At 61.7% G+C, this 21956-nt stretch carries 18 protein-coding genes; 8 read left to right on the forward strand and 10 right to left on the reverse strand.

The genetic code is table 11. From position 1 onward, the window contains the following. Window positions 1-19: 19 nt before the first annotated feature. From VNX23_RS22680 to VNX23_RS22690, 3 genes are all read left to right on the forward strand, one after another. Window positions 20-2455 (forward strand): DNA translocase FtsK, encoded by a 2436-nt coding sequence (locus VNX23_RS22680; protein WP_325633788.1) that lies wholly within the window; start codon window positions 20-22, stop codon window positions 2453-2455. Between the two features lie 144 nt (window positions 2456-2599). Continuing rightward, window positions 2600-3406: an outer membrane lipoprotein carrier protein LolA gene (locus VNX23_RS22685; protein WP_325633790.1), complete on the forward strand. Its 807-nt coding sequence runs from the start codon at window positions 2600-2602 to the stop codon at window positions 3404-3406. Window positions 3407-3550: 144 nt separating this feature from the next. Further along, entirely contained in the window at window positions 3551-4366 is an 816-nt protein-coding gene (locus VNX23_RS22690; protein WP_325633791.1) for an exodeoxyribonuclease III, read from the forward strand. Between the two features lie 49 nt (window positions 4367-4415). On the opposite strand, the gene VNX23_RS22695 is transcribed toward VNX23_RS22690, so the two are convergent. Together VNX23_RS22695 and VNX23_RS22700 are read right to left on the reverse strand one after the other, a co-directional pair. Next, window positions 4416-4859, reverse strand: a complete 444-nt coding sequence (locus tag VNX23_RS22695) for a cyclic nucleotide-binding domain-containing protein (protein WP_325633793.1) — start codon at window positions 4857-4859, stop codon at window positions 4416-4418. A 134-nt stretch (window positions 4860-4993) separates the two neighbouring features. Next, window positions 4994-5680: a response regulator transcription factor gene (locus VNX23_RS22700; RefSeq protein WP_325633795.1), complete on the reverse strand. Its 687-nt coding sequence runs from the start codon at window positions 5678-5680 to the stop codon at window positions 4994-4996. A gap of 235 nt (window positions 5681-5915) precedes the next feature. On the opposite strand from VNX23_RS22700, the gene VNX23_RS22705 reads away from it, so the two are divergent. Then, window positions 5916-6485 (forward strand): L,D-transpeptidase family protein, encoded by a 570-nt coding sequence (locus VNX23_RS22705; RefSeq protein WP_325633797.1) that lies wholly within the window; start codon window positions 5916-5918, stop codon window positions 6483-6485. A gap of 16 nt (window positions 6486-6501) precedes the next feature. Here VNX23_RS22705 and VNX23_RS22710 read toward each other — a convergent pair whose 3' ends face one another. Then, a complete protein-coding gene (locus tag VNX23_RS22710) occupies window positions 6502-7191 on the reverse strand; it encodes a YggS family pyridoxal phosphate-dependent enzyme (RefSeq protein ID WP_325633799.1) in 690 nt (229 codons plus the stop codon). Window positions 7192-7305: 114 nt separating this feature from the next. Here VNX23_RS22710 and VNX23_RS22715 point away from each other — a divergent pair, with 114 nt between their 5' ends. The 4 genes from VNX23_RS22715 (at window position 7306) to holA (ending at window position 13530) form a co-directional block, all read left to right on the forward strand. Further along, window positions 7306-9003, forward strand: a complete 1698-nt coding sequence (locus tag VNX23_RS22715; protein ID WP_325633848.1) for a GGDEF domain-containing protein — start codon at window positions 7306-7308, stop codon at window positions 9001-9003. Between the two features lie 242 nt (window positions 9004-9245). After that, window positions 9246-11870 (forward strand): leucine--tRNA ligase, encoded by a 2625-nt coding sequence (leuS, locus tag VNX23_RS22720; RefSeq protein WP_325633801.1) that lies wholly within the window; start codon window positions 9246-9248, stop codon window positions 11868-11870. Continuing rightward, entirely contained in the window at window positions 11857-12408 is a 552-nt protein-coding gene (gene lptE, locus VNX23_RS22725; protein WP_325633803.1) for an LPS assembly lipoprotein LptE, read from the forward strand. The genes leuS and lptE overlap by 14 nt, the downstream gene beginning before the upstream one ends. Window positions 12409-12501: 93 nt before the next feature. Further along, window positions 12502-13530, forward strand: coding sequence for a DNA polymerase III subunit delta (holA, locus tag VNX23_RS22730; protein ID WP_325633805.1), 1029 nt, complete (start codon window positions 12502-12504; stop codon window positions 13528-13530). A 43-nt stretch (window positions 13531-13573) separates the two neighbouring features. On the opposite strand, the gene VNX23_RS22735 is transcribed toward holA, so the two are convergent. From VNX23_RS22735 to hemJ, 7 genes are all read right to left on the reverse strand, one after another. Further along, on the reverse strand, window positions 13574-14455 hold the full coding sequence (locus VNX23_RS22735) for a ParB/RepB/Spo0J family partition protein (RefSeq protein WP_325633807.1): 882 nt from the start codon (window positions 14453-14455) through the stop codon (window positions 13574-13576). Between the two features lie 126 nt (window positions 14456-14581). Beyond that, window positions 14582-15433, reverse strand: a complete 852-nt coding sequence (locus VNX23_RS22740) for a ParA family protein (RefSeq protein ID WP_325633809.1) — start codon at window positions 15431-15433, stop codon at window positions 14582-14584. Beyond that, a complete protein-coding gene (rsmG, locus tag VNX23_RS22745; RefSeq protein WP_325633811.1) occupies window positions 15430-16149 on the reverse strand; it encodes a 16S rRNA (guanine(527)-N(7))-methyltransferase RsmG in 720 nt (239 codons plus the stop codon). The genes VNX23_RS22740 and rsmG overlap by 4 nt, the downstream gene beginning before the upstream one ends. A 97-nt stretch (window positions 16150-16246) precedes the next feature. Continuing rightward, window positions 16247-18139: a tRNA uridine-5-carboxymethylaminomethyl(34) synthesis enzyme MnmG gene (mnmG, locus tag VNX23_RS22750; protein WP_325633813.1), complete on the reverse strand. Its 1893-nt coding sequence runs from the start codon at window positions 18137-18139 to the stop codon at window positions 16247-16249. A gap of 134 nt (window positions 18140-18273) precedes the next feature. Further along, a complete protein-coding gene (gene mnmE / locus VNX23_RS22755; protein ID WP_325633815.1) occupies window positions 18274-19638 on the reverse strand; it encodes a tRNA uridine-5-carboxymethylaminomethyl(34) synthesis GTPase MnmE in 1365 nt (454 codons plus the stop codon). Between the two features lie 206 nt (window positions 19639-19844). Next, window positions 19845-21110, reverse strand: coding sequence for a transcription termination factor Rho (gene rho, locus VNX23_RS22760; protein WP_325633817.1), 1266 nt, complete (start codon window positions 21108-21110; stop codon window positions 19845-19847). Between the two features lie 256 nt (window positions 21111-21366). Continuing rightward, window positions 21367-21789: a protoporphyrinogen oxidase HemJ gene (hemJ, locus tag VNX23_RS22765; protein ID WP_325633819.1), complete on the reverse strand. Its 423-nt coding sequence runs from the start codon at window positions 21787-21789 to the stop codon at window positions 21367-21369. Window positions 21790-21956 lie beyond the last annotated feature (167 nt).

Genomic DNA, 21956 nt, shown 5'->3' on the forward strand with positions numbered 1-21956 from the left:
AATCCAATCGCGAAGGCCCATGAGCATGCCAGCGATCGAACGTGTCATTCCCCTCGTCGGCCACCTTCCGGCCGCGATCCGCGAGGCGCTGGTACGGCGCCTGCGCGAACTCGCCGGTCTTGGACTATTGACCCTCGCCGGTCTCGCGGCGGCCGCCCTGATGACCTGGTCGGTGCAGGACCCGAGCTTCAGCCACGCGACGTCGCGGCCGATTCGCAATCTTGTCGGCTACCCTGGCGCGATTGGCGCCGATCTACTGATGCAGCTTCTCGGCCTCGGCGCGATCATGGTGATCCTGCCGATCGGGGTGTGGGGTTGGCGCATGCTGACGCACCGCGCTTTCGATCGTCAGGCGCTGCGGCTGGGCTGCTGGATCCTGTGCACGATATTGGCGGCGGGTTTTGCAGGCTGTTGGCCGCATGGCGGCGCGTGGCCACTGCCGACCGGACTTGGCGGCGTCATTGGTGATGCGCTGGTGCGCGCCCCCGCCGTGATATTCGGGCCACCCGGCTTCGTCTACAAGTTTACGCTCGGACTTGTCCTCGGCGCTTGCACGGTCGCAAGCTTTCTGTTTGCAAGCGGCGTCGGTTCGCGCCCGCAGGATGAGGAATTGACCTCGATCGGGGACGACGAGGATCAATTCGCCGCAGACGACGACGACGGCTCCATCTCGCTGGGATGGGCGGTTCACGCGCTGATGAGCACCAAGGCACGCCTGACATGGCTGATGGGCGTTGCCTATCGCTCATTGGTCGCAAGTGCGCCGTCGCAGCGCGCGTCCTCGTTCGAGCGTCAGGAGCCGAGCCTCAATGGTCGCTCCGGTCCTTCGCTTGCGCCAGAGAGCGACGAAGAAGACGACGATGAGGAGGAAGATGAGGCGCCGGCCGAGCGCACGCCGCGCAAGAAGGCCGCTCGCGCCCCCAGTCGCAAATCGTCCGAGCGTTTCGAGCTGCCGTCGGTTTCGTACCTGACCGCACCGAGAGCGTCCGACCGCCAGCCGCTGAGCAAGTCGGAACTGGAGGCCAATTCGCGCGCGCTGGAAGGTGTGCTTGGCGATTTCGGTGTCCGCGGCGAAATCGTCAAGGCCCATCCGGGCCCGGTGGTGACGCTCTACGAACTCGAGCCCGCGCCCGGCATCAAGTCGTCACGCGTGATCGGACTGGCCGATGACATCGCGCGCTCGATGAGCGCGCTTTCGGCGCGTGTCGCCGTTGTTCCCGGCCGCAACGCGATCGGCATCGAACTGCCGAACGCACACCGTGAAAAGGTCTATTTGCGCGAACTGATTTCCGGAAAGGATAGCCAGGAGACGATCGCCAAGCTGCCACTTTGCCTCGGCAAGAATATCGGCGGCGAATCGATCATCGTCGATCTGGCGCGCATGCCGCATCTATTGATCGCCGGCACTACCGGGTCCGGCAAATCGGTCGCCATCAACACCATGATCCTCAGCCTCGTCTATCGGCTGCGGCCGGATCAATGCCGGCTGATCATGGTCGACCCGAAGATGCTCGAGCTTTCGGTGTATGACGGCATTCCGCATCTGCTGACGCCGGTGGTCACCGATCCCAAGAAAGCCGTGGTCGCGCTCAAATGGGCCGTGCGCGAAATGGAAGAGCGCTACAAGAGAATGGCCAAGCTCGGCGTGCGCAACATCGACGGCTACAATCAGCGCCTGGCGGAAGCGAGGTCAAAAGGCGAGGAGCTGACCCGCACCGTGCATACCGGTTTCGACAAGGAAACCGGAAAGGCGATCTACGAGGAGGAGCAGCTCGACCTCGATCCGCTGCCCTACATCGTCATCATCGTCGACGAAATGGCGGACCTCATGATGGTGGCCGGCAAGGACATCGAAGGCGCGGTGCAACGGCTCGCGCAAATGGCGCGCGCTGCCGGTCTCCACGTCATCCTCGCGACCCAACGGCCGTCGGTCGACGTCATCACCGGCACCATCAAGGCAAATTTTCCGACACGTATCTCGTTTCAGGTCACCTCGAAAATCGACAGCCGCACCATTTTGGGTGAAATGGGCGCCGAACAACTGCTGGGGCAGGGCGACATGCTCTACATGGCCGGCGGCGGGCGGATCAGCCGCGTGCACGGACCCTTCGTCTCCGATGAGGAGGTGGAAAGAGTGGTGCGCCATCTCAAGACGCAAGGCTCGCCGGAATACCTCGAAGCGGTCACGGCGGAGGAGCCCTCGGACGAGGACGGCGCGGTATTCGACTCCACGGGCATGGGCGGCGACGGTGGCGGCGATCTGTTTGCGCAGGCTGTCGCGATCGTCAAACGCGACCGCAAGGCCTCCACGAGCTATATTCAGCGACGGCTGCAAATCGGATATAACCGCGCCGCGTCGCTGATGGAGCGAATGGAACTCGAGGGCATCGTCGGACAGGCCAATCACGCCGGAAAGCGCGAAATTCTGATCGAGGAAGAAGAAGGCGGCTTTTGATCGAGACGGCGAATCCTGGAACCCTCAGGAATTGCTGCTATCTTTTCACGGAAAAACCATACCTCCGCTGCACGAAGCACGTTAGAAAGGCCGCGGGGGCCGGGCAGGCGGGACGACGCGTTGACCAGAAATCAAATACCTCCAATGGCAAAAGCATCCGTTTCCATGGCACGATCGGCGCTTGCGCTTTTGATCGGCGCCTCGATCGCCGGTTGCCTGGCGACGCCGTCCCGCGCGCAGAACGTTCCCATTCCCAAACCGGCCCCGAAGGGCCGTGACGTGCAGATGAGCGCGTCCGACGGGCAAAGGGGATCGATGACGACCGGAGCAAATGCGATACCGCCCAATCCGATCATTCCTGATCCTCGCCGCAACGTGCCGATGAGCCTTTTTGCGACCTTCGATGACAAACAAAAGGCGCAGGCCGCCAAGGTCAGCAATTATCTGTCGTCGCTGCAAACGGTGATCGGCAACTTTGTTCAGGTCGGACCTGACGGCACCAAGACGAAGGGCCAGTTCTTTATCCAGAAGCCCGGCAAGCTGCGTTTCGAATATGATCCGCCGAGCCCGATCGCGATCATCGCCGACGGTTCGATGCTGGCCGTGCGCGACCAAAGGCTTGCGACCCAGGATATCTATCCGTTGTCGCAGACGCCGCTGCGATATCTGCTCTCGGACCGCATCGATCTGTTGAAAGACACCAATGTCGTGAGCGTGACATCGGACGATCTCTTCATCAGCATCACCATCGAGGAGAGGCAGATCCTGCTCGGCACCAGCCGCCTCTTGCTGATGGTCGGCGCCAAGGACGGTCAGCTCAAGCAATGGACGGTGACCGATCCGCAGGGCTACGACACCACGGTCGCAGTCTACAATCTGGATACTTCCAGGAAGGTCGATCCCGGCATGTTCAAGATCGATTTTTCCGAACGCATGATGCCGCCGGGCTAGTGTGGCGGATTTGACGTTCCCGTCAGTCTCGCCGCGAGTGCGTTACCGCCGCGGAAGGCGATAGCGGTGGAAGGCTGCAAAATTCCTTCTTGATTGCGGGACCAAGTCGTGCCTCATCACGGTACGGCTTCTTCCACTGGTTCCATGCGGCTTTCCCTGACAACCTGGAATATCAATTCGGTGCGCCTGCGCATCGATCTCGTCGCCAAGTTCATCAAATCGGCGAGACCTGATGTGTTGTGCCTGCAGGAAACCAAATGCATCGACGACGCGTTTCCGCTCAAGCGCTTCAGGCGGCTCGGCTACGAGCATGTCGCCCTGAACGGGCAGAAGGGCTATCACGGCGTGGCGATCCTCTCGACATTGCCGTTTGAGAAAAGCGACGTGCGGACCTTCTGCGACAAGATCGATTCGCGTCACATCTCGGTCGAATTCGGCGGCAAGGCGCAGCTCTCAAAACCCCTGGTGCTGCACAATTTCTATGTGCCGGCCGGCGGCGACCTTCCGGATCCAGCGCTCAATCCGAAGTTCGAGCACAAGCTTCGTTTCCTCGATGAAATGAAGGCCTGCGAGCCGCTGCATCCGCGCGGCGACGACCATCATGTCCTGGTCGGCGATCTCAATGTGGCACCCCATGAAAACGACGTCTGGTCGCACAAGCAATTATTGAAAGTGGTGTCGCATACCCCGATCGAGTGCGAAAAACTGCTGGCGGCGCAGAGCCACGGCGAGTGGATCGACGTCGCGCGCGATCGAATCCCGCTGTCCGAGAAAGTCTATACGTGGTGGAGTTACCGCGCTGCCGACTGGACGGTGGGCGATCGGGGCAGGAGGCTCGATCACATCTGGATCTCGCGCGCGCTGAAAGACCGGGTCAGCGATTTCCGCATTGGACGCGATGCGCGCGGCTGGGAGCGGCCGTCCGACCACGTACCGGTGACGGTGACGCTGGAGGTCTGAGAACTTTCGACGTCTGATGATTTGCACGATGGCGCGGCAGGGCGGGCCGTCAGCTACTGAGCTTGGTGCCCGCCATCAGAATGTCGCTCGCAATCTGGCTGGTGCGGCTGGCAAATTCGTCGCGCAGCCGACGCGCAGCCGCCGGATCGCTTTCCAGCACGCGTTGAAAAAGGCTGCGTGCGATCCGGATCGCGGAGGAGTCTTCCAGGGCGACCGCCGTCGACGGCCGTTTCATCGCGGTAATCAGCGCCAGCTCCCCGATCAGCGCGCCGGGTGCCGCGACGATCCCAGCACCGCCATCATCCTCGATCCGGAACGCGCCACTCTGAACGACAAAGCCGGAATCGGCCTCCTCGCCCATATGGAACAGTACGCCGCCACGCGCGACATGGCGTTGCTCGGAACCGATCGCCAGCATGCGCAAGCTTGCCGTTCCCAACAGGCGGAGTGTCGGGACACGCTCGAGCAGGACAACATCATCCTCGATCGTCATGAAAGGCTAGTGCCAGCTTTTCGAACTTCGTGCTCTACCGCAGCGCCCAGCTTTCACGAACTTCGGAAAGTCTGGGCATCAGGAAATCGATGCGTCCGGCGCACCGCGCGATACGGTTCGTCAGCCCTATCGCATCACGGCACCAGTTTGTAGCCACCGGCCTCCGTCACCAATATCTCGGGATTTGCCGCATCCTTCTCGATCTTTTGGCGCAGGCGATAAATGTGGGTCTCCAGGGTGTGGGTGGTGACACCCGAATTATAACCCCAGACTTCCTGCAGCAGCGTCTCGCGCGACACCGGCAGCTGGCCGGCCCTGTACAGGAATCGAAGGATCGCCGTTTCCTTCTCGGTCAGGCGTACCTTTCGGGAATTGGCGCCGGTCAGCATTTTGGAACCGGGCCGGAAACTGTAGGGGCCGACGGAAAATACCGCGTCTTCGCTCGCTTCATGCTGTCGAAGCTGCGCCCGAATCCGCGCCAGCAGCACGGCGAAGCGGAACGGCTTGGCGACATAATCATTGGCGCCCGACTCAAGCCCGAGGATGGTATCCGAATCAGTGTCGTGTCCCGTCAGCATGATGATGGGCGCCTTGAAGCCGCCCTTGCGCAAGGAGCGTACCACCTCGCGGCCGTCAGTATCGGGAAGCCCGACATCCATCAGCACGAGATCCGGAGCTTCCGTTCGGGCGACGGTGGCCCCTTTGGCGCCGGTATCGACGGCGGAGGCTTCGAATTCATCGTGCAGCGATAATTGCTCCACAAGCGTATCGCGCAGATCGACATCGTCATCCACGATCAGGATCTTGCGGGCATTGGCCATGGGTAAGTCCTCTGAGCGGCAGCGCGAGCCCAAACGGTTTGGGCGGGTCATGGTTGCTAAATCAGGATTTTTCCGAACTGTTCGTCCTGAAGTAGGGGCCTGTTACGGTTTCACAAGTCGAATCGCAATCTAGCCTAGAATTCGAACTCGTTTTGATAAATGTCCCGGATTGATAAATGTCCGGGCGGCGACATCAGGGTTCCGCCGGCGTCAATTTGGGTGACCCTCCGATTGAATGGATAATTCCGCTTCTTCAATGGCTTACCGAACAAAAAGATGTGATCGCCCGCTCGCGGCAATCCGGATCCGCGCTGCCGCCGGCAACCGCCGCCGCGGTTGGCTGGTGGCTGGCGGACAGACCATCCCGGTCGCGCTGGGGCGCAGCGGCATCATCGCCAACAAGCGGGAGGGCGATGGCGGCACGCCCAGAGGCATTTTCCGGCCGCGCCGATTGTGGTGGCGCGCCGACCGCCATCGGAGGCCCAGGACCTTCTTGCCAATCCGCGCGATTCGACCTGAAGACGCCTGGTGCGAGGACCCGAACAGCCGCCATTATAACCGGCCGATCAAACTTGGCCCTGACCAGAGCGGCGACCGGCTCAGGCGTGACGACCACCTTTACGACTTCATCGTCGAGATCGATCACAACGCTTCGCCGCGGGTAGCCGGTCTCGGCAGCGCCGTGTTCCTGCATCTTGCGCGCGCGAATTTTTCTCCAACCGCCGGCTGCGTTTCGATGACGAACTCCGCGATGCGCCACCTCTTGCTGCGGCTCGGACCGCAGACCAAGGTCATCATCGGCTAGGCGTGCCGATTCGCACTCACCGCTCACCGAAAATCGCCGAGCCGACGCGCACATGGGTGGCACCGAGCGCAATCGCAACGGCAAAATCGGCGCTCATACCCATCGACAGATTCTTTAACCCGTTGCGGGCGGCAATCTTCGCAGTCAGGGCGAAGTGCGGCGCCGGCGGGTCGTTGACGGGGGGAATGCACATCAGGCCTGAAATCGGCAGACGGTATTTTTCGCGACAGCTTGCGATAAAGCTGTCCGCCTCGGCCGGCGAAACGCCGGCCTTTTGCGGCTCCTCCCCGGTGTTGAGCTGAACGAACAATTGCGGCCGGCGCGCTTGCGATTTGAATTCCCTGGCGAGCGCTTCGCAAAGGCTGGCGCGGTCGACCGAGTGGATGGCGTCGAAAAGGGCCACCGCATCTTTCGCCTTGTTGGATTGCAGCGGCCCGACCAGATGCAATTCGATTCCGGGGTATGCCGACACCAATCCCGGCCATTTTGCCTTGGCCTCCTGGACGCGATTCTCGCCAAATACGCGCTGCCCGGCTTCGATAACCGGGCTGATCATTTCGGCGTTGAACGTCTTGGAAACCGCGACCAACGTGACCGACGAGCGATCCCGGCGAGCCTCTTTGCAGGCGCGCGCGATTTCCTGCTCCACCGCGGAAAGCCCGGTTGGCGAATGTGCAGCCTGTCGAGAAAGACGATCCGAGATCATGGCAGTTGTCATGTACCGATTTACAATTTTCGCGCGATAGTTCCAATTTTACCGAGTTCGGGAAAGGCTTCTTGAACCCCCTTGTATAGCCTTCGTGCGGGCAAGGGGACCATGATGTTAGCCTCCAGTTTCAGCCGCAACCGAGGAAAGCTCAAAAAGCTGCTCGGAATCCGCGCGCGGCTGGCATTGCTGGCCTTGATCCTGGTCGCGCCGCTGATGCTCGAACGCGCCCGCTCGCTTGAGGAAGCCCGCAACAAGCAGATTGCGCTCGCCTACGAGGATTTCTCGAGATTCGCACAGCATAGCGCCGAGGGCCAGCGCGAGGTCATTTCAGCCGTCGAGACCGTGGTGAAGTGGGCAGCCCACGTCCAGGCGTCGAAAGAAGTGACGGGTCGCAATTGTGATTCGCTGCGCGCGAACCTTGCGATCGACCTGCTGCGGATTCGCAATCTGATGATTGTCGGCAAGGAAGGTCGGGTCGAATGCGCGACGCGAAACGCCCTGGTCGGACTTGAGTTGGGCAATTGGGCCTTTTTCAACCAGGCACGGCAAACCCGGGATCTCGTGTTCAGCGACTTCATGCTCGCCAGGACCGACCACGAGCCGATCATGATAGGCGCTTATCCGGTGGCCGCAATTGATGCGACGTCGGACACCGTCATCGTTGCCAGCGTCAATCTTTCCTGGATGTCGAAGATCCTGAACGATGTCGGCGGCCGGCCCGGTATGCTGGCGGTTCTGGTCGACAGCATGGGGACCGTGCTGGCGGCACCGTCCGACCAGGCCGGCATGATTGGACAGCCGCTCGATCGCGTGCCGCTCGTGTCGGCGATTGCAGCAAAAGTGACGAGCTCGGAAAAAGAGGCGGAATCGTTTTCATTTGTCGGACCCGATCATTCCAGGCGCACCATCAGCTTCGCACGCATTCCCGGCACGCAATCCCGCCTGATCGTCAGCATCGACGAAGCCAGATTGGGCGCCGACATCAACGAAGAGATTCGCACCGCTTATCTGCAGCTTGGATTCGTCTGCCTGTTCGTGCTGCTCGGCGCCCTGATCGCCGCGGAAACGCTCATCATCCGGCCGATCAACACCATGGTGGCGATCGCGCAGCGTTTTGGCCAGGGCGAATGGTCGGTGCGCGCGCCGCGCCGCCGATTGCCGGCGGAATTCGTTCCACTGGCCCGCGCGTTCGACACCATGGCTGCTCGCCTCGCCGAGCGCGAGCGCGATTTGATCGCCACCAACGACCGGCTGACTGTGATGGCCTCGATCGACATGTTGTCTGGTCTGGCCAATCGGCGCGGGTTCCAGACCCGGCTCGATTTCGAATGGATGAAGGCCCAGCAGCACAACAGCGAATTGTCGCTGCTGATGATCGATGTCGATCATTTCAAGCTGTTCAACGACACCTATGGCCATCCCGAAGGGGACGTCTGCCTCTCCCGGCTCGGCGAGACGCTGGCAGGCCTTGCCGCCGAAACCTTGGGCTTTGCCGGCCGCTACGGTGGTGAGGAGTTCTGTCTGCTGCTGCCGAATACCAGCGCCACATGCGCGCTGGAAATCGGCGAAAAGGTGCGCGCGGCCGTGCAGGGTCTGGCATTGCCACACGCCACATCCAACCATCAGGCCGTCACCGTCAGCGTGGGGGTGGCCAGCACCACGCCCGTCGACACGTTGCGGCCCAGTGATCTGGTCGAAGCCGCCGACGCCAGCCTCTATGTTGCCAAACGGAGCGGACGAAACTCCGTGGCCGGACACGGTCTTGCGCTGAGCGCCGGGACCGGCGAGCCTGCGGCGCTGGCGAACTGACTGCTCCGCCCTTCCTGGAACGCTGTGATCGGTCGACACCCGTTGACCGCCAAGCCGCTTTTGTGGCCTAGTCCGCCGTCGTTTTTTTCGACCCGAGAGCATGATCCGGAAAAGTGGAAGCCGGTTTTCCGAAAGGATCATGCTCAAAAAGAGATGAGATCATGATGCGATTCCACTTAATCGCATGATGATCTAGTGTTCCGATTCCGAAGTCCGCGTCATCACGAAAAGCCGCAGGTTCAATGCCCGCCGAACGCTACAACGCACGTGAATCAGAGCCGCGCTGGCAGCGCCGGTGGGAAGAAGGGGCGATCTTCGCTGCCAGGAATGATGATCCGCGGCCCAAATATTACGTGCTCGAGATGTTCCCCTATCCGTCCGGGCGCATCCATATCGGGCATGTCCGCAACTATACGCTTGGCGACGTCCTGGCGCGCTTCATGCGCGCCAGGGGCTTCAACGTTCTGCATCCGATGGGCTGGGATGCCTTTGGGCTGCCGGCCGAGAATGCTGCGATCGAGCGCAAGATCGCGCCCAAGGCGTGGACCTACGACAATATCGCCGCGATGAAAAAGCAGCTCCGCTCGATCGGGCTCTCGCTTGACTGGTCGCGCGAATTCGCAACCTGCGATCCAGGCTACTACAAGCACCAGCAGAAGATGTTCAACGATTTCCTGCGTGCCGGGTTGGCCGAGCGTGAAAAGCGCAAGGTCAATTGGGATCCGGTCGACATGACCGTGCTCGCCAACGAGCAGGTGATCGACGGCCGCGGGTGGCGCTCCGGGGCCGTCGTCGAGCAGCGCGAGATGAATCAGTGGGTCTTCAAAATCACGAGGTACTCGCAAGAACTTCTGGATGCGCTCGACACGCTGGATCGCTGGCCGGACAAGGTGCGGCTGATGCAGCAGAACTGGATCGGGCGCAGCGAAGGCCTTTTGATTCGCTTTGCGCTCGATCCCGCCACCACGCCGGCGGGCGAGTCCGAGCTGAAGATATTCACGACGCGCCATGACACGCTGTTCGGCGCCAAATTCATGGCGATTTCGGCCGATCATCCGCTGGCGCAGTCGGCCGCGGCGAAAGACGCACAACTGGCGGCGTTCATCGCGGAGACAAAGCGCATCGGCACGGCACAGGAGCTTATCGACACCGCCGAGAAGCAGGGTTTCGACACCGGCATTCGCGCCATCCACCCCTTCGATCCGAACTGGAAGCTGCCGGTTTATGTCGCCAATTTCGTGCTGATGGAATATGGCACCGGGGCGATCTTCGGCTGTCCGGCACACGACCAGCGCGACCTCGACTTTGTCAACAAATACAGGCTCGGCAATACGCCCGTGGTGTGTCCCGAAGGACAGGATCCGAAAACCTTCGTCATCACCGACACCGCCTATGATGGCGACGGCCGCATGATCAACTCACGCTTCCTCGACGGCATGACCATCGAACAAGCCAAGGAGGAGGTCGCAAAACGGCTGGAAAACGAGTTGCGCGGCAATGAGCCCATCGGCGAGCGGCAGGTGAACTTCCGGCTGCGCGACTGGGGCATTTCGCGTCAGCGCTACTGGGGTTGTCCGATCCCGGTCATTCATTGCCCGAAATGCGACGTCGTTCCCGTGCCCGACAAGGATCTGCCGGTGACGCTGCCGGAGGATGTAACGTTCGACAAACCCGGCAACGCGCTCGACCATCATCCGACCTGGAAGCACGTCAATTGCCCGCAGTGCGGCGCCAGGGCCGTGCGCGAAACCGACACCATGGACACGTTCGTGGATTCCTCGTGGTATTTCGCGCGCTTCACCGATCCCTGGAACGAGAAGGCGCCGACCACGCTGCCTGTGGTCGATCGTCTGATGCCGGTCGACCAGTATATCGGCGGCGTCGAGCACGCGATCCTGCATCTGCTCTATAGCCGCTTTTTCACCCGCGCCATGAAGGCCACCGGTCATATCGGCATGAAGGAGCCCTTCGCCGGTATGTTCACGCAAGGCATGGTGGTGCACGAAACCTATCAGAGGACCGACGGCAGCTACGTCACACCGGCCGAGGTCAGTCTCGAGACCGGCGCGAGCGGTCGTCGCGCCACGCTCATTGCAACAGGCGAAGAGGTTGCGATCGGCGGCATCGAAAAGATGTCGAAGTCCAGACGCAACACCGTCGATCCCGACGACATCATCGCCACCTACGGCGCCGACGTGGCGCGCTGGTTCATGCTGTCCGATTCACCCCCCGATCGCGACGTGATTTGGAGTGATGAGCGCGTGCAGGGCGCTGCCCGATTCGTGCAGCGGCTTTGGCGCCTGATCAACGAATCGGCCGGGATCGGCGCCAGCGCGTCGAAGGCGAGACCGGCGGCCTTCGATCGAGAGGCGCTGGCGCTGCGCAAGGCGGCCCACGGCGCGCTGGACAAGGTCTCCACCGGTATCGAGAAGCTGCATTTCAACGTCTGCCTGGCCTATATCCGCGAATTCTCCAACGCACTGGGCGAGACCTTGGCGCGCGAGGGGCAGCCCTCGCACGACCTGGCCTGGGCCGTCCGGGAGGCCGCGGTCATTCTTGTTCAATTGTTCGCACCCATGATGCCGCATCTGGCCGAGGAGTGCTGGGCCGTCCTGGGCGAGGGGGGCCTGGTTTCCGAGGCGAGTTGGCCGCAAATCGAACGAGATTTGCTGGTTGAAGACACCGCGACGCTGGTGGTGCAGGTCAACGGCAAAAAGCGGGGTGAAGTGACCGTGGCCCGCACGGCCCAGAATCCGGAAATTGAGGCTGCCGTTTTGAGTCTCGATGCGGTAAAGCTGGCGTTGGGCGGTAAGCCCGTCCGCAAGGTGATCGTTGTTCCCATGAGGATCGTCAATGTCGTTGGCTAGGATTCGCATCGCCGCTCGGCTTTTGGCCGCAGCCACGCTTGCGGCGCTGACGGCCGGCTGCTTCCAGCCGATGTACGCCGAGCGTGCCGATGGGACGCCGGCGCTCCGCGAAAAGCTGATGGGTGTGGACCTCCCGCCGATCGACAAGCCCAATAGCTCGCGCGACGCGCGGTTGGGAGTGGAAATCCGCAACGCCCTGGCGTTCAAGCTTTATGGCAATGCCACCGGGATGCCGCCGACCCACCGGCTGGTAATCCGCTTCACGACCAACCGTTCCTCGCTGTTGACCGATCCGAACACCGCGCTGCCGACCAGCGAAAACTACGGGATTGATGCGCAGTTCAATTTGATCGATATCGCCACCAACAGATCGGTCATGACCGGCTCGACCTTCTCGCGCGTCAGCTACGATATTCCCGGAAGCTATCAGCGCTTTTCGCGCGCCCGCGCCTTCCGCGACGCCGAGGACCGCGCCTGTCAGGAAATTGCCGAACATATCCAGACCCGCCTGGCATCCTATTTCTACGCCGGCACCTGATCGGCCATAAATCCGCAAACCCCAGGCTCGGCCAACTCGGATTTCGATCTGACGCGCATGCGACTGCCGGCGAAATGAGATATCGGTCTGTTCATGGTCGCGCTGCGTGGAAAGGAAATCGAGGCATTCCTGGCAAGGCCGGACCCCGGCCGTCCCATCATACTGCTCTACGGTTCAGACGCCGGCCTGGTGCGGGAACGCGCCGATGCCCTGCTGGCGTCGGCGGTGGATGATCCCAATGATCCGTTTTCCCTGGTGAAGCTGGATGGCGACGAGCTTTCGAGCGAACCGTCGCGCCTGGTCGACGAAGCGATGACAATCCCCCTGTTCGGCGGCCGCCGCGCGATTCGCGTGCGCGCCGGCTCGCGGAATTTCGCCGGCGGAATCGACGCGCTGGCGGAGATGACCCTGAAGGATTGCCGGATCGTGATCGAGGCGGGTGAGCTGCGCCCCGAATCGCCACTGCGCAAAGCCTGCGAGCGCGCCCGGGCCGCGGTTGCAATCGCCTGCTATCCGGACACCGAGCGCGATCTTGCGAAGCTGATCGACGATGAGCTCCGCGCTTCGAACCTGCGCATATCGCCGGATGCGCGCGCGGTGCTGATGACCCTGCTCGGCGGCGATCGCCAGGCTTCGCGCAACGAGTTGCGCAAGCTCACGCTCTACGGACACGGCAAAGGCGAGGTCACGCTCGACGACGTGGTGGCGGTTGCTGCCGATGCCTCCGAGCTCAAGATCGACCCGATCGTGGATGCGGCCTTTGCGGGAAATCCCGCCGTCGTCGAGACCGAGTTCGGCAAGGCTATGCTGGCCGGCACCTATCCCGGCGTGATCATTTCCGCGGCCCAACGCCATGCAGCCTGGCTGCACAAATCCGCGCTTGCAATTGGGGAAGGTTCGCCGATTTCGGCTGTGGTGGAGAGCGGATTTCCACGCCTGCACTTCTCCCGCAGGGCAAGCGTCGAGGCAGCGCTGCGTCAGTTCAACGTGGCGCGGCTGACGCTGATCATCGAGCAGCTCGCAACCGCGGCCCTCGAGATGCGCAAGCAGGCCACACTCGGCGCGGTCATCGCGCAGCGCGCGTTGATGTCGATCGCAGTGAATGCCAAGCGGCGCGCGTAAGCCCGAACCGCCTCCATGGACTCGCGCAACGCGAGAGGACGGTTTAAGCCTTCTTGCCCAGCCTTCGCACGATGTCGTCGAGTTGATCGAGATCGCGATAGCGGATATGCACGGTGCCGCCGGAATTGCCGTGATCGATGCTGACGGCGAGCCCAAGCGCATCGCTGATGCTCTTCTCCAGTGCCACCGTGTTCGGGTCCTTTACCTTGCCGCCGCTCCGCGCCTTAAGCGGCTTGCGCGCGGGCACGCCCTCGACATGCGCCAGCGCCTCGGTCTGACGCACGTTGAGCCCTTCTTCGACGATGCGTTTGGCGGCGGCTAGGGGATCGGGCACGCCGATCAACGCCCGCGCATGACCGGCCGACAACTGGCCAGTCGTGATGTAGGCCTGAACCTCTGCCGGCAATTTGGTCAACCGCATCGTGTTGGCGATGTGGCTGCGGCTCTTGCCGACGATTTTTGCAACCTCGTCCTGGCTGCGTTTGAATTCATTGGCCAGCGCATGGTAGCCCTGCGCTTCTTCGATCGCATTGAGATCTTCGCGCTGCACGTTTTCGATGATCGCGATCTCGAGCGCATCGGCATCGGTGACGTCGACCGGAACCACCGGCACCTCGTGCAGACCCGCAAGCTGCGACGCCCGCCACCGGCGCTCGCCGGCGATGATCTCGTATCGATCCTGCCCACCGCGCACCGGCCGCACCACGATCGGCTGGATCACGCCATGCTGCTTGATCGAGTCGGCTAGCTCGCGAAGTTCGGCCTCGGCGAAGTCGCGGCGTGGATTGCGCGGGTTCGGTTTGAGAAACTCGATCGGCACTTTGCGCTGCGCGCGCGGGCGTTCCAGATGCGCGGCTTCGCCACCGACATCTCCGATCAGACTTGCAAGACCGCGCCCCAGTCGCGAACGCGCTTCCTCGGCCATCGCCAGCTCCCTTGGATTCAACTCAGGCGCTCCTGTTTCACTTCACTTCTGGAGACCGCGTCGTTTCGCAGTCAGCTCCGAAAGCGCGACACCGGCAACGGGATCGCGCCAATGTCGGCTCACGATCTAGTGCGTGCGAAGCTCGCGCTCGCGCTGGATAACTTCCGTTGCAAGCTTGAGATAGGCTTCGCTGCCGACGCATTTGAGGTCGTAGACCAGCACCGGCTTGCCGTAGGAAGGCGCCTCGGAAATGCGAACGTTGCGGGGGATCATGGTCTTGTAGACCTTGCTGCCCATGAACTGCCTGACGTCGGCAACGACCTGGTTGGACAAGTTGTTGCGTGAATCGAACATCGTCAGCACGATGCCGTGGATCGAGAGATTCGGATTGAGCGTGGCGCGCACCTGCTCCACCGTCTGCAGCAATTGTGAAAGTCCTTCGAGAGCAAAGAACTCGCACTGCAGCGGCACCAGTATGGCGTCGGAGGCCGCCATCGCATTGACGGTGAGAAGATTGAGTGAGGGCGGGCAGTCGATCAGAACGTAGGTATAATCGGCGTCCTGGGTGGCGTTGGTGTTCAGCGCCGCGATCGCATCGCGTAACCGGAAGGCGCGGCCGGGCGTCGTTCCAAGTTCAAGTTCCAGGCCCGAAAGATCCATGGTCGACGGCGCGATGTGCAGCCGTGGCACCGCGGTCTGCACCACCGATTCGCGCAGGGATGCTTCACCGATCAGCACGTCATAGGTCGAGCAATTGCGGCTGCGGCGGTCGATGCCGAGTCCCGTCGAGGCGTTACCCTGCGGATCGAGATCGACGATCAGCACCCGCTCGCCGATTGCAGCCAGCGCCGTGCCCAGATTGATGGCCGTCGTGGTCTTGCCGACGCCTCCCTTCTGATTCGCAAGCGCCAGGATGCGCGGATGTCCAGGCTGGGTTGTGGCCTTATCCTCTTGATAATCCTCATCAATTAAGGTCATGCGCGAGAACCATGGATAGGGGTGGGCGCGGTGCGCCGCTCGATCCTGTCGAGTTCGACGATCCAGCCGTGTCCACCGGTGCGGCTGGCGTGGAGGCGTGGGTTAATTTTCCAATATTTAGTGGCTTCGGTCAATTCAGCGTCTACATCTTGACCCTTGAGAAACAGCGCTTTCGCGCCCCTTTTCATCAACGGCTCTGCGAAGGCGATGAGTTGATTTAGCGGAGCGAGCGCTCGCGCGGTGATGCAATCGACGGGGTCAGCGAGTCTATCCACAACATCGGTGACATCTGTCGGGCGAACCGTGCCGGGCGCACCGGTGACGCGTAACGCCTCGCGCAGGAAGGCCGCCTTCTTCGCGTTGCGTTCGATCAGGACGACGTGGGCACCCGGCGCTGGCGCCAGCGCGCAGGCGAGCACCACGCCCGGAAAGCCTCCGCCGCTACCTAGATCGACCCATGTTTTTGCCGACGGTGCGATCGCCAGGAGCTGCAGCGAATCAGAAACGTGACGGGTCCATACGGCCGGCAAGGTCGACGGCGCCACAAGATTGGTCTTGGCCTGCCACTCAAGAAGCAGTTCGACGAAGCGATCCAGCCGATCCACCGTTTCACGTGAAACAGGCGTCAGCGCCAAGGCCGCGGCTTTGTCGGACGTGAGGTCCAGGCTCGATCGGACTTTGCGCAAGTCGGTCCGAGGCGAATTCGCCGCGCTCATGGATTCCCCCTCCCCGGCCCGGTCCGCCGAGATGATCCCGGTGGGACCGCGCAAAGATCTGCAATGCGTTTCACGTGAAACACCCCGCAAGCGGCGCCTAGGCCCCAGCAGCAAAGGCTCCGGTCACCAATTTCCCGCGCGTTTGGCGCCGAAGATACGCCGCCAGAATCCCCAGTGCCGCCGGCGTCACGCCGTCGATTCGACCCGCCTGCCCCACATTGAGCGGTCGCGCGGCTGCAAGCTTTGCCCGCGCTTCGTTGGAAAGCCCGGGGACCGCATCGTAATCGACGTCGCTGAGGATCAGCCCCTCGTCACGACGGAAAGCCTCGATGTCGGCGACCTGGCGCTTGAGATAGACGTCGTATTTCGCATCGATCTCGAGATGGACCGCGATCCTTGGGTCAATGGCCGACAGCTCCGGCCAGATCGAACGAACCTGCGACCAGCCGACTTCGGGATAGGCGAGAAGCTCAAACGCAGAGCGCCGCTGGCCGTCCTTATTGAGCGCGATGCCGTATCGCTCGGCCTCATTGGGCGTCAGCGTGAGCGACCGCGCCTTTGCCTTTGCATCATTCAAGGCCACCATCTTGGCGTGGTGACGCCGCGCACGCCCCTGCCCCACGCATCCTAACGCGATCCCTTTGTCGGTCAGCCGCTGATCGGCATTGTCGGCGCGCAGGGTCAAACGATACTCCGCGCGGGATGTAAACATCCGATAGGGCTCGGTGATGCCACGTGTCACGAGGTCATCGATCATGACTCCGAGATAGCCGTCGGCGCGATCGAAAACGATCGGCTTGGACCCGCTGGCCACCAGGGCGGCATTGAGACCGGCCACCAGGCCTTGCGCCGCCGCTTCCTCATAGCCGGTCGTGCCGTTGATCTGTCCAGCCAGAAACAAGCGAGGCAGCCGCCTGGTCTGCAGGCCGGGATCGAGTTCGCGCGGATCGACGTGGTCGTATTCAATGGCGTAACCTGGGCGAATCATTCGGACGCGCTCGAGCCCGGGAATCGAGGCGAGAATGGCGAGCTGAACCTCTTCCGGCAGCGAAGTCGAAATGCCGTTCGGATAGACCGTGGTGTCATCGAGGCCCTCTGGCTCCAGAAAAATCTGGTGTCCGTCGCGATCGCCAAACCGTACGATCTTGTCCTCGATGGAGGGGCAATAGCGCGGTCCCGTGCTCTTGATCTGCCCCGAATACATCGGCGAGCGGTGGACGTTGCCGCGAATGACCTCGTGGGTGGCGGCCGTCGTCCGCGTGATGCCGCACTGAATCTGTGGGGTCGTGATGTTGTCGGTCAGCACCGAAAATGGCTCCGGCGGATCATCACCAGGCTGCATCTCGACGGCGGACCAATCGATCGTGGCGCCATCGAGCCGCGGCGGCGTGCCGGTCTTCAGCCGACCGAGCGTGAAGCCTGCGCGCTCGAACGATGCCGAAAGACCCATCGCTGGCGCCTCACCGACTCGCCCGGCAGGCCAGCTCCGCTCGCCCAAGTGGATCAGACCTCGCAGGAAGGTCCCTGTCGTGACAACCACCGCGCCCGCCGACAATTCGTTTCCATCGACAAGCCGGATGCCGGTGACCGAGCCGTTCGACACGATCAGCTCATTCGCTTCGCCTTCGACCACGCTGAGATCGGCGGTCTCTGCGATCGCGGCCTGCATCGCCGCGGCGTAAAGTTTGCGATCCGCCTGGGCCCGCGGTCCTCGCACGGCTGGGCCCTTGCGGCGATTGAGCATGCGAAATTGAATCCCAGCAGCATCAGCGACTCGGCCCATCAGGCCATCGAGCGCGTCGACCTCCCGCACCAAATGGCCCTTGCCGAGACCGCCGATGGCGGGATTGCAGGACATCGCACCGATGGTCGCGAATCGGTGCGTTACCAGCGCTGTCCTCGCGCCCGCTCGCGCAGCGGCACTTGCGGCCTCACAACCAGCGTGGCCTCCTCCGATGATAATGACGTCGAATGATTTTGGGCCGATCATGTCGCGCGTTGTATATCGCAGCCGATTGAGCCGGAAGTGACAAATTAGTCCTGCCGCAAAAGATGTTTCACGTGAAACAGCAAGCCATCAGGAATGGGCGTCTCACTTCGATTGAAGAAATGAACATTAAGTCACTATTTGCCGATACAAAACTCCCGAAAAATTGCGTCGAGGATGTCTTCGACATCAACCCGGCCGAGCAGCCGACCCAGAAGATCGGACGCCCCGCGCAACTCCTCCGCGACCAATTCCTCACCCTGCCCGACCGCGAAGAGGCTCCGCTGCAAAGAGCTCGCCGTCTCCTCCAATAATTTCCGTTGCCGCGCGCGTCCGATCAGCGCCCCCTCTCCCGACCCGAGATAATCCCGCGCAAACGCAGTCAGCGCCGCGACCAAATCGGCGATTCCGTCGCCGCGGCTCGCCGATATTCGAAACGCGCCTGCCCCACGCGCCCCTGGTGGGTCAATGGCCGAATCTGCCGCCCTGCCCTGCCCTTCGAGATCGATCTTGTTTCGAATCACCCACACGCTCGCGTCCGCTGCCAATTCGTGTTCCGTGCTTTCGTTCTGCGTGTGCTCGGCATCGATCAGCCACAGCACCAGGTCGGCTTCCGCCGCCCGCATTCGCGCGCGCCTCACCCCTTCCTGCTCGACGGGATCGTCCGTCTGCCGGATGCCCGCCGTGTCGATCAGCGTCACCGGGTAGCCATCGAGATCAAGCTGAACTTCGATGACGTCACGCGTGGTGCCCGCGTGAGGCGAGACGATCGCCACCTCGCGCCGGGCCAGCAGATTGATCAAGGTCGACTTGCCGACATTCGGTGGCCCGGAAATTGCGACCACCAGGCCCTCGCGCAGCCTCTCACTTCGTCCCCGGACTGCCAGCACTTCCTCGATTTCATCGAGCAGCGATTTGATTCCCGCCAAAGCCGGCGTGATCAATTCTTCCGGCACGTCGCCCTCGTCGGAGAAATCGATTCCAGCCTCGATCAGGGCCGAAGCCTCGATGATACGCGCGCGCCAATCCCGCACCTTGTCGCCAAGGAGCCCCTTCAGTTGACGCAACGCCTGACGCCGCTGCCGGCCGGTATCGGCGCGAATCAGATCGTCGAGCGCTTCGGCTTCGGTGAGATCGAGCTTGCCATTCTCGAAGGCGCGGCGGGTGAATTCGCCGGGCTCTGCGGCGCGGACATTTTCGAAGCTCGCCAGCGCGGCAAACAACGCCGCCAGGACCGCCCGTCCGCCATGAACATGAAATTCGGCGACATCCTCGCCGGTCGCACTTGCTGGCGCTGGAAACCACAGCACCACGGCCTCGTCGATCGGCTGACCGGGGGAATCGCGCAACAAGGCCCTACTCGCCATCCGCGGTTGCGGCACCCTGCCCGCCAGCCCCGCAAGCGCTGCCCTCGCCTGCGGTCCCGAAAGCCGCACAATCGAAATCGCGCTCGGGGGCCGGCCCGACGACAGCGCAAAAATGGTCTGTTCGCGCGGATGCATTCCCTATTTGTGCGCGAGCCCTTGAGAATGCAACGTAATTTCTATCGCCCGAGCTTGCGCATGGCGGGCTGCTGACCTCAAATGCTGCACCCCTTGCTTGCGATCGCAGCAAACCAACCGCCATTCAGGCCTGGAGCGCCAACAACGGTCGTCCCCCCACCCGCCTCCAACGGAAACGACCTGACGGACTCGGCCAGTGGCCGAGCTCAGGTATTCATGGACTCGAAGAATTCCGAGTTGTTCTTGGTGTTGCGGAGCTTGTCGAGCAGGAAGTCGATCGCATCCATCGTTCCCATCGGATTGAGGATCCGCCGCAGCACGTACATTTTCTTCAGCACCTGCGGGTCGGTGATCAGTTCTTCCTTGCGGGTGCCGGAGCGGGAAATGTCGATCGCCGGGAAAGTGCGCTTGTCGGAAACCTTGCGATCGAGAATCAATTCGGAATTGCCGGTGCCTTTGAACTCTTCGAAGATCACTTCGTCCATGCGGCTGCCGGTATCGACCAGCGCGGTCGCGATGATCGTCAGCGAGCCACCCTCCTCGATATTGCGCGCGGCACCGAAGAAACGCTTGGGCCGCTGCAACGCGTTGGCATCGACGCCGCCGGTCAGCACCTTGCCGGAGGACGGCACGACGGTGTTGTAGGCACGCCCGAGCCGCGTGATCGAGTCGAGCAGGATCACGACGTCACGGCCGTGTTCGACCAGTCGCTTAGCCTTCTCGATCACCATCTCGGCGACCTGGACGTGGCGCACGGCCGGCTCGTCGAAAGTCGACGACACGACTTCCCCCTTCACCGAGCGCTGCATGTCCGTAACTTCTTCCGGCCGCTCATCGATCAGGAGCACGATCAGGTAGCATTCGGGGTGATTGGCCGTGATCGAATGCGCGATATTTTGCATCAACACGGTTTTGCCGGTGCGGGGCGGGGCCACGATCAAGGCACGCTGGCCTTTGCCGATCGGTGCGACAATGTCGATCACCCTTGCAGAAAGGTCCTTTCGGGTCGGATCGTCCAGCTCGAGCCGGAAGCGCTCATCCGGAAACAGTGGCGTCAGATTGTCGAAATTGACCTTGTGCTTGGACTTTTCCGGATCCTCGAAATTCAGCGTGTTGACTTTCAACAGCGCAAAATATCGTTCGCCCTCCTTGGGGCTGCGGATGTGGCCTTCGATGGTATCTCCGGTGCGAAGTCCGAAACGGCGAATCTGCGAAGGCGAAACGTAGATGTCGTCCGGTCCCGGCAGATAGTTGGCGTCCGGCGAACGCAAAAATCCAAAACCGTCCGAGAGCACTTCGACGACCCCTTCGCCGATAATGTCGGTTTCCTGGATCGCGAGCTGTTTGAGAATGGCAAACATCAGCTCCTGCTTGCGCATCGTGCTGGCGTTTTCGACCCCTTTTTCCTCCGCAAACGAAACGAGTTCGGCCGGCGTCTGAGCTTTGAGGTCTTGAAGTTTTATTTCCCGCATTGGGGTGGTCCTGTGGTGTGGAGTAACTTGGGGAAGGGGACTGCGAGGTGGCTTTTTTGGAAGTGCGGACGAAAAAAATCTGGAAGGTCCGCAGGTCTGAGCAAGGAAAGCGCCGGAAAGGCTTCAAACCTGATGCGGCGGCCGGTCCAACTGGGAAACCGGAACGCGACCACATCCGCCTGCGTAGGGTGGGATAATCAGAATATAGAAAATCGGTTCACCGTCCGCAAGCCGGCGACATCCGCCGCAAGGCCGATCAAAACGGTTTTAGGACCACCAAAATGACAATCAGGACCATCAGCAGGGCGGGTACCTCATTGATAAAACGGTAAAATCTCTGGCTGCGCAGGTTCCGTCCAGCGGCAAAATCCTTCACGCAGCGCGAAAAAAAGCCGTGGACGCCAGATAATACCAGCACCAGCACGAGCTTCGCATGCAGCCAGCTTGCCGAGAACCAATGACCGGCCCAGGCGAGGTAAAGTCCTGCGAGCCAGGTCACGACCATCGCCGGATTGATGATCACTCTCAGCAACCGGCGTTCCATGAGTTTGAACGTCTCGGACTGCTTTGAACCTGCCTCCGCCTCGCAGTGATAAACAAACAACCGCGGCAGATAGAGCATTCCGGCCATCCACGCGATGACCGCAATAATATGCAGTGCCTTGATCCACCCGTACATCGCGCCTCATTCACATTCGAACGCACCCAACCGAAAAAAGCAGCGCAGAGCACATCTCAGCCATTATTCCGCGTTCCAAAACATCTTTCTTCGTTGCTGGCTCAGACCTATCCGCAAGCAGCACTTATCTAAACCAATAATTTTAGAATCTTAAGGTTTGAGTCTGA

The organism is Bradyrhizobium sp., assembly GCF_035570375.1.
GTDB lineage: Bacteria > Pseudomonadota > Alphaproteobacteria > Rhizobiales > Xanthobacteraceae > Bradyrhizobium.